14 protein-coding genes and 1 pseudogene are annotated in these 14508 nt (G+C 65.4%); 4 read left to right on the top strand and 11 right to left on the bottom strand.

From position 1 onward, the window contains the following. Positions 1-1422: 1422 nt before the first annotated feature. Positions 1423-1527 (bottom strand): annotated as a pseudogene (locus tag BKH28_RS13785) (excalibur calcium-binding domain-containing protein); the annotation flags it as partial. Positions 1528-1543: 16 nt separating this feature from the next. Between BKH28_RS13785 and BKH28_RS13780 the strand changes: the two are divergent. Next, positions 1544-2110, top strand: a complete 567-nt coding sequence (locus BKH28_RS13780) for a hypothetical protein (RefSeq protein ID WP_256695500.1) — start codon at positions 1544-1546, stop codon at positions 2108-2110. A 34-nt stretch (positions 2111-2144) separates the two neighbouring features. Here the strand turns inward: BKH28_RS13780 and BKH28_RS05130 are convergent, their stop codons facing one another. After that, positions 2145-2579: an excalibur calcium-binding domain-containing protein gene (locus BKH28_RS05130; protein WP_075417787.1), complete on the bottom strand. Its 435-nt coding sequence runs from the start codon at positions 2577-2579 to the stop codon at positions 2145-2147. Positions 2580-3041: 462 nt separating this feature from the next. Here BKH28_RS05130 and BKH28_RS05125 point away from each other — a divergent pair, with 462 nt between their 5' ends. Both BKH28_RS05125 and BKH28_RS05115 read left to right on the top strand, forming a co-directional pair. Next, positions 3042-3827, top strand: a complete 786-nt coding sequence (locus BKH28_RS05125) for a CPBP family intramembrane glutamic endopeptidase (protein WP_075417786.1) — start codon at positions 3042-3044, stop codon at positions 3825-3827. Positions 3828-4283: 456 nt separating this feature from the next. After that, on the top strand, positions 4284-4922 hold the full coding sequence (locus BKH28_RS05115; protein WP_075417784.1) for a malonic semialdehyde reductase: 639 nt from the start codon (positions 4284-4286) through the stop codon (positions 4920-4922). On the opposite strand, the gene BKH28_RS05110 is transcribed toward BKH28_RS05115, so the two are convergent. The 9 genes from BKH28_RS05110 to BKH28_RS13775 form a co-directional block, all read right to left on the bottom strand. Beyond that, complete coding sequence (locus BKH28_RS05110; RefSeq protein ID WP_075417783.1) at positions 4917-5318, bottom strand: type II toxin-antitoxin system VapC family toxin; 402 nt, start codon at positions 5316-5318, stop codon at positions 4917-4919. The genes BKH28_RS05115 and BKH28_RS05110 overlap by 6 nt on opposite strands. Continuing rightward, on the bottom strand, positions 5315-5626 hold the full coding sequence (locus BKH28_RS05105; RefSeq protein ID WP_075417782.1) for a type II toxin-antitoxin system Phd/YefM family antitoxin: 312 nt from the start codon (positions 5624-5626) through the stop codon (positions 5315-5317). The genes BKH28_RS05110 and BKH28_RS05105 overlap by 4 nt, the downstream gene beginning before the upstream one ends. Before the next feature lie 94 nt (positions 5627-5720). Next, positions 5721-6791: a glycoside hydrolase family 16 protein gene (locus tag BKH28_RS05100; RefSeq protein ID WP_075417781.1), complete on the bottom strand. Its 1071-nt coding sequence runs from the start codon at positions 6789-6791 to the stop codon at positions 5721-5723. 122 nt (positions 6792-6913) lie between these two features. Continuing rightward, positions 6914-7300 carry a hypothetical protein gene (locus BKH28_RS05095; protein ID WP_075417780.1) on the bottom strand — a complete coding sequence of 129 codons (387 nt, stop codon included), beginning with the start codon at positions 7298-7300 and terminating at the stop codon, positions 6914-6916. Positions 7301-7362: 62 nt separating this feature from the next. Further along, a complete protein-coding gene (locus BKH28_RS05090) occupies positions 7363-8124 on the bottom strand; it encodes an anaerobic ribonucleoside-triphosphate reductase activating protein (RefSeq protein ID WP_075417779.1) in 762 nt (253 codons plus the stop codon). Next, positions 8117-8353: a type II toxin-antitoxin system RelB family antitoxin gene (gene relB / locus BKH28_RS05085; protein WP_008732106.1), complete on the bottom strand. Its 237-nt coding sequence runs from the start codon at positions 8351-8353 to the stop codon at positions 8117-8119. The genes BKH28_RS05090 and relB overlap by 8 nt, the downstream gene beginning before the upstream one ends. Before the next feature lie 149 nt (positions 8354-8502). After that, complete coding sequence (locus BKH28_RS05080) at positions 8503-8772, bottom strand: type II toxin-antitoxin system RelE family toxin (RefSeq protein ID WP_075417778.1); 270 nt, start codon at positions 8770-8772, stop codon at positions 8503-8505. A 32-nt stretch (positions 8773-8804) separates the two neighbouring features. Then, positions 8805-10814, bottom strand: coding sequence for a ribonucleoside triphosphate reductase (locus tag BKH28_RS05075; protein WP_075417777.1), 2010 nt, complete (start codon positions 10812-10814; stop codon positions 8805-8807). Between the two features lie 574 nt (positions 10815-11388). Then, complete coding sequence (locus BKH28_RS13775) at positions 11389-11700, bottom strand: endonuclease domain-containing protein (protein WP_256695495.1); 312 nt, start codon at positions 11698-11700, stop codon at positions 11389-11391. A gap of 1087 nt (positions 11701-12787) precedes the next feature. Here BKH28_RS13775 and BKH28_RS05060 point away from each other — a divergent pair. Further along, on the top strand, positions 12788-14380 hold the full coding sequence (locus BKH28_RS05060; RefSeq protein ID WP_075417775.1) for a serine hydrolase domain-containing protein: 1593 nt from the start codon (positions 12788-12790) through the stop codon (positions 14378-14380). Positions 14381-14508: the final 128 nt, after the last annotated feature.

The following is a 14508-nucleotide window of genomic DNA, read 5'->3' as shown; positions in this document are numbered from 1 at the left end:
ACGCGGTGTCGGTTGGTGGAGGCCAAGTGCTCTATGCTGCGGATATAGGCCCTACACGGCACCTATATCCGCCCGGACCTGGGCGACGATATCGGCGGATATCAGGACTTTGAGCAGATGGCGGTTGTCCTTCTAATAGAGCCGGTCTCCAAACCCCAGGTCCTCCGCTTCCTGAGCGATCTGGACGTCGGCGTGTGAGCCTTGTCCTGTTCCCCAGCCCAGCGCCAGGAGAGGGAATATCGTGAACGGGCCTTATCAAAGCACGTCACCGCCCCTGATGTGTTTCAAGTGAGATGTCGCTCTTTGTCAAACCTCCTCAGCCACTCTTATCCGCCAACTTTTTCGTTGCCTGTGACTCATTCATGAGGTATATTTGAATAACTTCGAAGACTATCCTGATGGTTACCGAGAAAGTGTCTAGTGGTCTTGTACCTAGCCTATAGGGTGCGCCAATTCCTGAGTGTTGGCGCCGACTCGTTCGATCTTGTAGCGGACATGCTCTGATGGTCTTTTCGTAGATCTGGTCGTCAGAACGGAGCGGATGAGTGCAGGTATTCTCTTCGAGGCGATTATTTCCGGCCCAACGTACCCCTTGTCGGCGATGTACTGCGGCGGTGACACCCCGTCCGGGAGGTCGCTGGTGGGCACGTCGAGCAGGCTGGATCGGCGCAGAGCCTCGGCGGTGGGCACGTCCATCCCCTTTGCAGGAAACTCGCAAGTGTGCAGGCAACCTGGACGTTCAGTCCGGTGCTTTTGTTGCTTATACAGGAGTAAACCTCAGAGCAGCAGCGCCGCCACGGCGTCGCGGTGTGGAACCACTGCTACAACCACCATCGCTCCCACACTGCTTACCATAAACGCCGTATACTCCCCCGAGCATTTCCTGGGCAGGTTGTGCCTCAGGTAGGTCACGGTCAGGCGTACGCATAGGAGCAGGCCCGATACTCGCCCCCACACCGGCAGAGTGCCCCATATTGCGGATCGCCTCGCACAAGCCCACAACCTCAAAGTGGGGATTCTCGTCCTGCTATTCACAATGTAGATTCGTTTTCTGATTGAATTATTTTGATCACCAAAGACCTTTAGGACCAAGTCACCATCTTGCTTAAGAATACACAGTTGCAATAAAACATTCAGGGCACCTTACGAATAATCCTCACGGTCTTCAGCGGCCTTGTCAGCCTGCCAGGCATACAGCGTTTGCTGACCAGCAGGATCTATCCGGACGTAGTCCTTCTCCGCTCACATCGCACCATCTCAACTCGCATGATGTGAGCAAACATCACATGTCTCAAACATGGCCCCATCGGCGACTCCAACCCAATGTGCTTCGTTCGCCACGCCTGAACGTTGCGAACGAAGCATACGGAGCAGGTGGAAGACTCACGCCCACTGTTCTAGACGGCAGGCGTCAACGGAGCCTTACTTGATCTCACAGGCGACGCCATCCTCGTCTCGATCCAGGTCCTCGCGATACCCAGGATCACCTCGGTACAAGGGAGCAGCACCTGCTGCCTTCGCGGCCTTGCAGTTGGGGTAGTACGTGCTCTCCTGCTTCGGCTCCGGAGCGGGTGCGGGAGCCGCCCCACCACCGCCACCCTGCGTATCCGCCTCCGGCGTCGGCTCGGGCTCCTGCGTCTCAGGCGGCGTCGAGGGCTCGGGGGTCGGGGCCTGCGTCGTCGGACTCGGTGACGGCGTGGGCGTCGGCGTAGGCGTCGGGGTGGGACTCGGCGTCGGGGTCGGAGTGGGGGACGGAGTCGGAGTAGGAGACGGCGACGCCGAAGCAGTCGCCATCGGCGAAGGCGCCGGTGCCGGCGAGCCCGCATCATCAGCCACGGACGGAACCCCGCACCCGGCCAGACCGGCGCAGGCCGCCATGGCCAGGGCCGCAGACGCCGACCTCACCGCCTTCCTCTGGCGACCCGACATCAGCACCCCCGGCCGGCTGCCCCCAGCGCGGGGCGAAAGTAGAGAACCAGGACGAACAAGCAAATTCTTCATAAGAACCTCACCAAGAAAAACAAAAGACAACACGTTGTCCCACGTCATGCCACATAGCACTCGACGCGACATGACCGGACACCTATGGACAAAGCTTGGAGTGGCGTGAACCGACAGCGGCTCACTGCAGCAACAACCAGGCCTTACCCGTTCTTATCGCAGGCGGTGCCGTCCTTATCGCGGTCCAGCTCGGGCCGGTAACCAGGATCACCCTCGTACATCGGTGCCACGCCAGCCGCCTTGGCCTCCTTGCAGTTGGAGTAGAACTCCTTCTGCGGCTCCGGTTCTGACTCCGACTTCTTCTGAGACTCCGACTCAGAGTTCGCCTCCGACTTGGAGCCCTCCCCTGAATCCGAGCCGCCGAACCAGCCGCTCCAACCGGAGGAGTCCTCCGTCGGCTCAGCGACAGGCTCCTCAGCAGGCTCTTCGGCCGGTGTCTCCTCGGAACCAGTGGAGTCGCCGCTACCGGCATCCTGCTGGGATTCAGTCGGCGCAGCTGACGACGGAGCATCACTGCTGGTGCTGGCGATGTCGTCGCAGCCGGCGAGCCCGACGCCAAGAACCAGAGCGAGGAGCACGGGAGCCGAGGTCCTCAGCAGCCCCCGCCGTCTCGATGTCGAGGAAGACACTAATAAAACAGACGAGCGGGAAAATATGGGAGGAATAGGGGACAAAAAAGGCGCGTTCACGAGAGCCTCGAGTCAGGAGAAGGGATGGTGGGCGGCTAGCCGATAGAATTGAAGCACTCCAGGCGCAGTAATAACTCACGCAGCCATAAAATGCAATCGCATTGATACACACATTTTTCACTATTACTGGGAGTAGAAATTGAAGCGCGGTTGCTTGACAATTGTCCCCTATTTTTACGCTTAGTGCGCAGTCTTCCAGCCCCACGACAGCCGACCACACACGCGCTCAGGCAGCTCAGCGAGGCTTAGGGAGTCGAACCGGAGTCTGACGGACCAGGGTCTGACGCACGCCGCTGGGTTAGGCCGCCGGGGCGATGCCGCTCACGAGCCGGACGCCCCACACTTCCGGCCATGAGCACCTCCCGCACGTCCCTGTCCCAGCAGACGCCGACCGCCTCCGGGGCACCAGATCCTGCGCCGTCGGCCCCCGCTCCGGTCTCGACTCCGACCGCGAGCACCCGGCCCGACCGACTGAGCACCGTCGCGCTGGTCATCTTCACAAGCGTCTACGCCTTCTTCTTCCCCCTCCACCTCGGCCACTTTCTCATCCCCGGGGACGCCGGCCCCGCAACCGGCCTCGCGCTCTACATCGCTCTCTTCGCCGTCGGCTGCGTCGTCTTCCGCCACCCGCTGGCCCAGGCCGCCCGTCAGGTAGCGGCCCGTAAGCGGCGGGCCGTCCTCGCTCTCATCGTGGGCGGACTCGCCACCTTGGTCATCGAGCTCGTCGGAGGCCTGGCGTCCTCTGCCCTGCTCAACCTCGCCGGCCTGTCCGGAGCAACCCTGCAGAACGACTCCAGCATTGGCGAAGCCACGCGGATGTTCCCGCCGATCGTCATCGTCGTCGTGCTCGGGATCGTGGGGCCGATTGTGGAGGAGATGTTCTTCCGCCAACTCCTCATTGGGCTCATCGAGCGTTTCGCGCCGACCTGGGTGGCCGTTGTCGTCTCCAGCGTCCTGTTCGGTGCGCTGCACATGCACTCGTTCGCGCTCTCCGAGGTACTGAGCGTCATCCCGCACGCCTTCTTCGGGCTCAGCTGCGGGCTGCTCTATGTCAAGACCGACCGCAACCTGCTCTACCCGGCGAGCATCCACTGCCTCAACAACCTCAGCGCCTTCCTGCCCCTCCTCCTGTACTGAAACGACTCCCCGCCACCCCGCCCGGGCGTTGCGGGAGCATAAGCGTTTGCGCCAACACCCTCGCAACAACGGCTTCGGTTGCCTTGTCCTCAACCGCTTCACTGCGGACGGCGCCCGACGCGCCGCGTCAGCACCAGAACACGAGGAGGCGATGCCGACAACCACAATCAGGCCGAGCGCCAGGAGCGGCATTCTCATCCATACTTCCTGCCTCATTCCCTGCGGCGCTCGGCCCGGAACCTCACCCTTCCATCAAGAAGAACGGCTACTTCTTGATCAGCCAGGCCCAGGCCCTCACAGCACACACTCTCCGCCACCGCGCGGATCGACTCCGCGACGGAGAGCCACTGCGAGACCTGAGCCAGGAGGTCGAGGTGAGCAAGGGCGGGGGACAGCAAGGCTGCCTTGTCGGGACGACCTCCGCCCAGGGGAGACGACACGTGCTTCAATCGGGGCATGGCAGTCGTCTCCCCCGTTCCGGTTCCGGGCCCCGTGCCCGGCGAGTCCGTCCTGACCGAGTCCGACGCCTCGCTGCTGTTCAGCGGGGCACGCACCGCGTATACCTTCACCGACGAGCCGGTGACCGGCGCCCAGCTGCGGGCGATCCACGACCTGGCCAAGTGGGCGCCGACGGCGGTCAACGCCCAGCCGTTGAGAGTGGTAGCCATCCAGTCGGCGGCAGCCCGGGAACGGCTACTGCCCTGTCTTCCCAGCGGCAATCGCGAACAGGCCGCGGGGGCGCCTCTTACCCTCGTCTGCGCAGCCGATCGGTCCTTCGTCGGGTCCCTACCGCGGCTGCACCCGCGCGCCGAGCGCTACCAGCGGCTGCTGGAGGATGGCGGGGCGGAGATGCGGGCACGATGGGCACGCGCCTCAGCACTGATTCAGACGGCCTACGTCATCCAGGCGATTCGCGCCGTCGGACTGGCAGCCGGCCCCATGAACGGCGATGATGCCGAGGCGTTGGCGACCGAGTTCTTCGCCGGTCAGGATGTGGAGGTGCTGCTGGTCATCAACGTCGGTCACCCAGGACCGGACGCCTACCAGGAGCGCAACCCGCGCCTACCCTTCGACGAGGTCTATCAGGTGCTATGAGCCCAGCGGATCGATCACGCCCAGTCCCCGGGACCGGGCGGCGTCGGCCAAGCGGGCGTCGTGAGTCAGGATTGTGACAGGGTGACGAGGATTGTCCAGCAGCATCGCAGTCGCCAGGTGAATGGCGTCAAGAGACTTCAGCTCACCGGTCAAGGCGCTGGCGCGCTCGATAACATCCGGACCGATCTCAATGAGCTCCACCCCCACAACGAACTCATCGACCGCGCGGACGTCGAAGTGATCGCGATGCGCCGCCCGCGCCATCTCTACCTTGAGCAGACAGGAGGACACCAGACCCTCTTCCGCGTGGGCATCCATAATGAGCCGCGCAGCCTCATCAGCTCCGGGCTGGCCAAGGAGGGAGAGCAGCGCCACCGAGGTGTCGAGGTAGATCACCTGTCCTCCTCGCGCTCACTGAGGAGGAACTGCTCAAGGTCGAACCCCTCGGGCGCCTCCCACCGCCTGGTGGACAGCACCCAGTCGTCTGCGGCCGGACGGACCTTGCCTTCACGGACCATCCGCTCATACCAGGACTCATCATCGCGAATTGGGACGATCTGGGCGATAGGGCGGCCACGGTCGGTGACCGTCACAGGCACACCACTGGACTCGACCTCACGGTAGACCCGCCCGGCCTGCTGATTGACCTCCCGCAGTCCGACAGTCCTGCTCCCCGGAGAAACCGGCACACCCGCTGCACTCATGACACGAGAATACGACAAAGGTTCTACATGTACTACTTTGTGGCTGCGGTGGCGGAGGCAGGGCCGAAGGCTCGAGGAGCAACGCAGCGCCGAACTACCCCCTGGTGTAGTGGGCGACGTAGTCGATCTGAATGTCGGAGACGGCCGGAGTGAGCGGGCCGGGGACACCGCCGTCGACGGTCTCGTACCGGTTCGCCTTCCCATTGGGATCCATCGCCCCAGTCTGAACCCCGAACCACATCCGCTTGTCAGTGATGCCCTCGCCGACATCGTCGCGGGTGACCCGCCCCCACTCCTGGCCATCGAAGGTGAAGACGATGTAGTCCTCCTCCACGATGACACCGTAGGTGTGCCAGCCGCCCATGTCCGTGTTGTCGAAGACCCGCTGGTCCTGCTTGTGCCCCTCCTCAGTGGAGTCACCCCAGTGGTAGGTGCCCGACACCCGCGGCCCGTTGACGCGTCCCTCAGCGAAGTCAACCTCCGGCGGCCAACTCTTATCCTCTGGCCACAGCAGCATCGCATAGCCGATCCCCTTGGCCCGGGGGAACTTGGCCCGCACCTCCCACCGGCCGCGCGAAGCCGCAAAGGCATCAGCGCTCGAGGCGCCACCGGCGCTCCACTGCCCATCCCGGTACTGGGTGCGGATAATGAGATTGCCGTTCTCAACAAGTGAGTTCTCATCCGACATGATTCCCATGGCGCCATGGTCGACGGCAGCCCTATCCAAGCCGTAGTGCCCCCACTTCGTGTCCTCGAAGGAGCCGTCGAAGCCCTCGAAGTAGTCGACGTTCCAGCCGTCGATCTCGACCTCGGAGCGCCCCCGCCCCGAGCCCTCGGAGGGCTGCGAGGGCGAGGCGGTTGCGGCGTCGGACGGGGAGGCGGCGGTCTCGCTCGGCAAGGCGGAGGGCTCACCGGACGGGGCAGCAGTGGTCGCCTCCCCCATGCTCGACGACGGTACCGCCGGTGCGGAGGCATTACCGGCCGGCACCGCCGAGGCCGCTGCACTGGCCGGGCCGCCGGGGGGTGCCTGCTCGGTGCCGACACTGGTCGACAGAGCAGCAGCCCCCGGGTCTGCACCCTGGGGCTGGACCGGGAAGCAGGCGGTGGCCGTCGCCACGGCAAGACCTGCGGTCATGAGAAGCTGGGTTGCTCGTGCGGGTTTCACGGTCGTCTCCTTTGATGCGGGAACCCTTCCAGCGGATACGAGGAGCCTAACCAGTCGGTCGTTATCGGACAAGACACCCGCGCTTATGAGAGGTCCGCGTGGCGCCGCGGCCCCGCCCGCCGCTACGGCCGGACGATCGAACTGTCGTCACTGACGTAGGCGACTGCAAGCCGCTGCGTCCAGGCCATCTGGCCGACGATCTTGACGAGCGCGTTCGCGTCCGACCAGCCGACACTGATGTAGATGTGGTCGGCGCCGATGGTGTATTCGGCGACCGGCAGCCCCTTGTCCTCCCGCTCTTCGAGCTCCTCCTCACTCAGCGCGTCGGGGCCGTTGAACGGGGGGAAGGAGCGGATGAGGTCTCGGTAGAAGGACCTGATCGCCGGGGTAGAGCCCTCGGTGGTGTCGTAGTCGCGCGGCTCCTCCCACCGGGAGACCTGTTCCCACCACTGCGGGAATTCCTCGTCTGAGACCGCCGCCGGCTCGAAAATCAGGATGTCGTAGCTCATGCCCCGAGGCTAGTAGCGCACCCACCGCCCGACCATGGACACCGCTCCCCACACGAGCCGCCCTATGCCGGGCGGTAGGTGAAGCGTTCCCAGCCCAGGGCCTCGATGCGCTCGGCCATGCGCTCGCACATCCCGTCCCAGCCGGGTGCCACGACGTCGAACTCGCCGCTCGTCCCCTCGGCGCGAGCCTGCTGGAGGGCGTAGACCCTCGCCCCCGCTGCGTACACCCGCCGGGCGACCTCGACGGCGTCGTCGGCCGTCACGTCCCCGGGCACCACGGTGGTGCGCACCTCAAAGTCCGGGCCGCCGCGGCTGGCCGCCTCGACGAGCACCTCCAGGCTCTCCCAGGCCTTCGTGGCCGCCTTCTCCCGGCCGACCACCTGCCCGTAGTGCTCGGGCAGGGCCTTGATGTCCAGCCCTACCCAGTCGACGAGCCCGGCCGCGATCATGTCGCGCAGCCGCCGCGGGTAGGGCCCGGCCGTGTGCAGCCCCACCTGGAAGCCCATGTCGATGACCTCGCGGGCGGCGTCGGCCAGGGCGTCCTGGCGCAGCGCCTCGCCGCCGGTGAGGACGACGCCGTCGAGCAGCCCCCGCCGACGGCCCAGCAGGGCGCGCACCTCCTCCCACGCCACCTGGCCGGGCGTGCGGGCGGGGATGAGGGCCTGGTTGTGACAGTAGAAGCAGTTCCAGGGACAGCCCTGGCAGAAGACCGTCGCGGTCAGGTGATCGGGCCAGTCGACCGTGCTCATGGGGACGAGCCCGGCGATCACCAAAGCATCAGCAGGGCAGGACAACCGGAATCTCGTCTCCTCAGTCTCAGGCATCGAGGCCGAGCGCCGCCGCGATCTCATCAAGGCGACGCGTCTTGATCTCACCGCGCCGCACCGCCTCCGCTTCCGCCTTCAGCGCGTACGCGTACTCCAAGTCATCGATGTAGGACTCGACGGCCTCACGTACGTAGAACGTTGCCGAACGACCAGTCTGGCTCCCGAGGTCATCGAGCCGACGCTTGAGGTCCTCTGGCAGCCGTACGCTCAGAACTGCTGTAGACATGTTTACAGCATAAGTGCCAGCCATTCTCTTCACAACCATCACGGACATAGAGTTCAGGCATCCCCGAGACAAGGCGTCGGGGCGTCCACCACAGAAATGATGGGCGCCCCGGCACTTCGGTGGCCCATTCACGAGCAATCCTTGTGATGTCACCGGCCATAGACAACCGAGCGGTGGCCAACATCGAGCGCGAGGATCACACATCGCTCGCCCTGGATGTCGATGATCACCCGATAATCCCCAACCCGGAGTCGGAACATTCCCGCGAGCGGACCTGTCATCGGCTTCAGGAAGTCTCGCGGATCGTCAACCCCCTGAATCTCCCGCAGCTTGTCGACCACACGCTTCTTGACACTGTGATCAAGTCGCTTCACAGCCTTCTCGGCGCGAGGAGTGAACTCAACGCTCCAGTCCGCCACCTACCCTTCCTTTCCTTCTCTGTCGCGGATCCTCAGGCGCTGACCGCGCTCAGGCGCGAGACGGCCGGGCCGTGGCCGCCGGCGGCGGCCTCGGTGAACATCTGCCGCTCCATGTACTCGCCCTTCTTGCCGATGTTGAACGAGCGCACCGGCCGGAAGTAGCCCATGACGCGGGTCCACACCTCGCACTCGACCGGTTCGGCCTCCGGGTGGAGCTCGGCGCACTTGTCGCAGGTGAGGTGCTCGCCCACGAGGTATCCGTGGACCGGGCAGATGGAGAAGGTCGGCGTGATGGTGATGTAGGGCGTGCGGAAGGCGGTCAGGGAACGGCGCACGAGCTCCTTGCAGGCGGCGGCCGAGGAGATGCGCTCGTTCATGTACAGGTGCAGGACGGTGCCGCCGGTGTACTTGGTCTGGAGCTCCTCCTGCATCTCCTGGGCCTCGAAGGGATCGTCGGTGTAGCCCACGGGGACCTGGGAGGAGTTCGTGTAGTAGGGGTTGGTCTCCGTGCCGGCCTGGAGGATGCCGGGGTAGCGCTTGCGGTCCTCCTTGGCGAAGCGGTAGGTGGTGCCCTCGGCCGGCGTGGCCTCGAGGTTGTAGAGGTGGCCGGTGGCCTCCTGGAACTCGATCATCTTGTCTCGCACGTGGTCCAGGAGGCGCACGCACATGGCGTGGCCGCGCGGGTCGGTCAGGTCGTAGGCGTCGTGGGTGAAGTTGCGGACCATCTCGTTCATGCCGTTGACGCCCAGGGTGGAGAAGTGGTTGTCCAGGGTGCCCAGGTACCGCTTGGTGAAGGGGAACAGGCCGGCGTCGATGTGGTGCTGGATGACGGTGCGCTTGAGCTCGAGGGTGTCGCGGCCGATCTCGAGCAGCTCGTCGAGCCGGGCGGTCAGGGCGGCCTCGTCGTCGGCGTAGAGGTGGCCGAGCCGGGCCATGTTGATGGTGACGACGCCGACCGAGCCGGTCTGCTCGGCCGAGCCGAACAGGCCGTTGCCGCGCTTGAGCAGCTCGCGCAGGTCGAGCTGGAGGCGGCAGCACATGGAGCGGATCATGCCGGGGTCGAGCTCAGAGTTGATGAAGTTCTGGAAGTAGGGCAGGCCGTACTTCGCGGTCATGGTGAACAGCAGCTCGGTGTTGGGGGCGTCCCAGTCGAAATCCCGGGTGATGTTGTAGGTGGGGATGGGGAAGGTGAAGACGCGCCCCTCGGCGTCGCCCTCGGTCATGACCTCCATGAAGGCGCGGTTGATGAGGTCCATCTCCGCCTGGAGGTCGCCGTAGGCGAAGTCGCAGACGTCGTCGCCGATGAGGGGGTGCTCGTCGGCCAGGTCCGCGGGGCAGGTCCAGTCGAAGGTGAGGTTGGTGAAGGGCGTCTGAGTGCCCCAGCGCGAGGGGACGTTGAGGTTGAAAATGAGTTCCTGCATGCACTGCTTGACCTGGGCGTAGGTCATGTCGTCCAGGCGGACGAAGGGCGCCATGTAGGTGTCGAAAGAGGAGAATGCCTGGGCGCCGGCCCACTCGTTCTGCAGGGTGCCCAGGAAGTTGACGATCTGCCCGACGGCGGAGGAGAAGTGCTTGGCGGGGCCGGCGGCGATGGCGCCGGGGACGCCGTTGAAGCCCTGCTGAAGGAGGTCCTTGAGGGACCAGCCGGCGCAGTAGCCGGCGAACATGTCCAGGTCGTGGATGTGGAGGTCCGCGTTGCGGTGGGCCTGGCCGGCGGCGGCCGGGTAGACCTGGCTGAGCCAGTAGTTGGCGACGACCTTGCCGGAGGTGTTGAGCATCATCCCGCCCAGCGAGTAGCCCTGGTTGGCGTTGGCGTTGACGCGCCAGTCGGAGCGGTCCAGGTACTCGGTGATGGTGGCGATGGCGTCCACGGTGGGGCGCTCGCCGCGGGCCACGGCCGAGTCGGCCGAGCCGCGGGCCACGAGGCGCGAGTCGGCGGCGGGCGCCGGCGTGGAAGCGGGGGTGGCGACCGGAGTCGAGGCCGGGCCGTCGACGGGGCTCGGGGTGGCAGTGTCGGTGGGGGCGGGGTGGTTCTCGAGCACGGGTCTCTCCGATGGTCCTTCTCGTTCCTGTTCGCGGCCCTGTCGAGCGTGGATGGGGCCGGTTCTTCCCGGCGCCGCCAGCGACTGCGCACTACCTGCTGAGAGCGGGTCGGTCGGCGGCACCGGTGCCGACCCTACGCCCGCATGCACCGCAGGAGCCGCATTGAGCCACATCATCTTGTGTCTTGATTGTATCTGGACCACAACATCTTGCGATAGAGGTAAGGACTTTTGTCCTGATAGGCAACACCTTCTCGCGCGATCCCGCGGATGCCGTCGAAGCTGGAACACGAGCCGGCAGAACCGCCCGGAGCGCACATATGAGGCCCAGATCACTCCTGCCCGGCGTGTTGGGACGGGGGCGGGAGCGCAACCCTCACCTCTACGCGTGATCGCTCTCCGCACGACCCACTTGCCCCAGCATCATTGCCGCCGGCCGCCTGCCATCCCCCGACGAAGAGGCATCACCAGAGCTGTGGAAGACCCTCCGAGGGAGGTTCATGTCCAAATCGGAGACAAAGGAGCCCAACCACTTTTCGCCGAGCCACGCGAACCGCGGAATCATGCGGTTTTTTCAAGCGCACTCAACGCCTGCAACCGCCTTTGTCACCGATTTGGACACTCCCCACCGTTCCAAGGCCCTCTGCACGTCCGGGACGACCTGATGCGCGTAGACATCCTTCCTCGTGAAGCGCAGTGGCAGGAAGCCGCGGGCAACAAGCCGGCGGTCGCGCCATCGGTCGAGGCCGAACTGGTACTCGTCGCAGTGGTAGGTGTAGCCGTCCAGCTCCACGACCACCCATCCCTCGACCACCAGGTCCACCTCGCCGACGCCCTCGATCTCCACCCCGTCCTCGAAGCTCAGTCCTGCAGCCTCGAGGTCCATTCGCGCCAGCGTCTCCAACGGGGAACGGGCCCGGTCGCTGGCACGATCGAGCCGAGCGAGCGCACGGGCCGAACCAGGGCCGCGAAGCAGGTCGCGAACCTGCCCGACAGTGACGCGCTCATCGTGAAGTGCTGCGTCAAGAGCGATGAGCGGAGACTCGTCATGAACGTGGCAGCGCAGAAAACGAGCCAGCGCCTCAGGAAGTGACTGCACCGGGTAAGAGGTTGGCGATAACCGAGTCCGATGCCGGTCTGCATGGAGCACCTCCCGCCCAACAACTGAGAATCGCCTACCTGTCGCGACCACAAGATGAACCTGTTCGGCCCCTTGTGTCACCGGCAGGTCGTAGTAGCGCATAGCGGCCTGACAGGAGAGAAGTCCACCGTGGATACGCGCCAGAACGACGGCACGTTCCACCCCCGGAAGACTGACGACACCGTGCTCATGGTCGATGAGCTCACCGACTCTCACAAGAGAGGCGATATGACGGCGCTGAGTGCGAGACAGGTCAAGGTCCCGAACGCGCACCGCGCCGTAGCAGCCACGAACAACGGCGAGCAGGTCTGTGTCCAAGGTGCTCATGGAGCCCATTGCCGCCCACCTGCGGAGTGGGCGCAACCCGGTCGCCGGCGCCCTGTGGACAACTGGCACATCCGTCAGCCTGTGGTCTCCAGGACCCATCGAAGTCCTGACACAGAACTGTCACCCATGTCCAGAGACATCACGCCCTGGTAGCCCGAGCATTGTGTCCAAATCGGAGACAAAGGAGCTCAACCACTTTTCGCCGAGCCACGCGAACCGCGGAATCATGCGGTTTTTTCAAGCGCACTCAACGCCTGCAACCGCCTTTGTCACCGATTTGGACACTCCCCACCGTTCCAAGGCCCTCTGCACGTCCGGAACCGCATGGGAGGTTGTTCATCAGCGTCCCCGTCACCGGCGCTCACCCAGATCAGGACGGGGCGCCCCATGTCACCCCGCCGACCTGCCCTCCTCGCGGACCGTCATTCTTTTGTCGGGCTGACCCGACATCGAGCGACCAGGTGGCCGGATCGTGTGGGCGATCACGCTCCGACAACCTGGCTCCATGAGCACTGACACCTCTCCCCTCCGCCGTTCCCGCCCTCCGTCGCAGCAGGTCAGACCCACGTCTCCCATCCGGTCACACGGCCTTCTGCCCCGCTGGGCCTGCGCGGTCCTGGCGGCCTGCCTGGCCTTGACGGTCTTTGCCGTCGGGCCGCACGCGCCGAAGGCCGACACCTCCTCCATCACGGGAGACAAGGACCTGGCCAAGCAGGTCATCGACCTCCTGCCCGATGACTACCAGGCCCAGGGCATCCACGTCTCCGTCATCACCGCCGAGGGCGCCCGCCACGCCGGCATCGGCACCGCCACCTCCGGCCAGCAGTACACGTCCACCACCCCCATGGAGATCGGCTCGATCACCAAGACCTTCAGCGGCCAGCTCCTGGCCGATGCCATCGCGCGCGGCGAGGTCAAGGCGAGCGACCCGCTGTCTACCCACCTGTCCGAGCTCGCCGGCACTCCGGCGGGCGAGGCCACCCTGGAGGAGGTCGCCTCGCACCGCTCCGGCATCCCGGGCGTCCCCTCACAGGACCTGAGCAAGTTCGTGCTGCGAGGCGACATCCTGGGGCTCAACCCCTTCACCGACAGCACCGACCAGCTCATCGAGAAGACCCGCACCACCGAGATGGGCAAGCGCGGCGAGTTCGCCTACTCCAACTTGGGCATCTCGCTGCTGGGTGAGGCCCTCAGGCGCGCCGCCGGGGCCGACTCCTGGAAGTCCTACGTCTCGGAGCGGCTCTTCACGCCGCTGGGCATGGAGCACACGACCCTCACCGCCAACCAGTCCGAGATTCCCGACGGCGCCATCCACGGGGTCCAGGCCAATGGGCGCCGCGGCCAGTCGCTCAGCGGCACGGCCTCCAACCCGGCCGGCGCCGGGGTGTGGAGCACCCCGGAAGACATGACCCGCTACGCGCAGGCGGTCCTGACCGACACCGTCCCCGGCGGGGTCGCTCCTCAGGAGGCTCGGTGGCCCGCGGAGGTCTTGGCCGGCTTCCAGCTGCCGGGCGAGAAGATCGGCTACACCTGGTACACCGACGTCGTCGACGGGCACACGATCATCAGCCACGGCGGCACCACGTCGGAGTACATGACGCACCTGGCCATCGACAAGGAATCGGGCAAGGCCGTCATGGTCTACACCGACCAGAACACGGACGGCACCGCCGCCGCGCTCGCCGCGACGCTCCTGACCGACGGGCAGAAGATCTCGACGGCGCACCTACCGGTGCCGGCCGAGATGCTGCTCCAGGGCATGATCCTCGGCATCTTCACCATCCTGGCGCTGGTCATGGGCCTGTACACGGCCGCCCGCGCAGCGAGCGCACCCAGCCGCATGGCGGTGATCTGCCGCGTGGCCGCACTCCTCGCCTGCCTGGCGGCGGCCGCGGCCTCGGGGCCCTGGGCGCACGTGCCCACCTGGATCCTGGCGGTGGCGTCGCTGCCCGGCCTGTACGGGATCGTCCGGGGCATGACGCTGTGGCCGGACCTGCCCACCCTGCCACGTCGCCGGGCCTGGCTCGGCTGGACACAGCTGGCACTGACTGTCGCCTTCGTCGCCGTCTGCCTGTTCGTCGCCTGGCCCAAGGCCTGAACCAGCCGACCCGATGCTTTCTCAACCGTTGCCCTCCCCCAGGTGGGGGAGCCGAGCCCCGCCCATTTCCACCTGAAGACCACCAACTTCGACCTCTCGACCGATCAACACGTCATTTTCGAGTTCCT

Origin of the sequence: Actinomyces oris (genome assembly GCF_001937665.1) — a bacterium.
Classification (GTDB): Bacteria; Actinomycetota; Actinomycetes; order Actinomycetales; family Actinomycetaceae; genus Actinomyces; species Actinomyces stomatis.
This window is presented reverse-complemented; position numbering and strand designations above follow the sequence as displayed.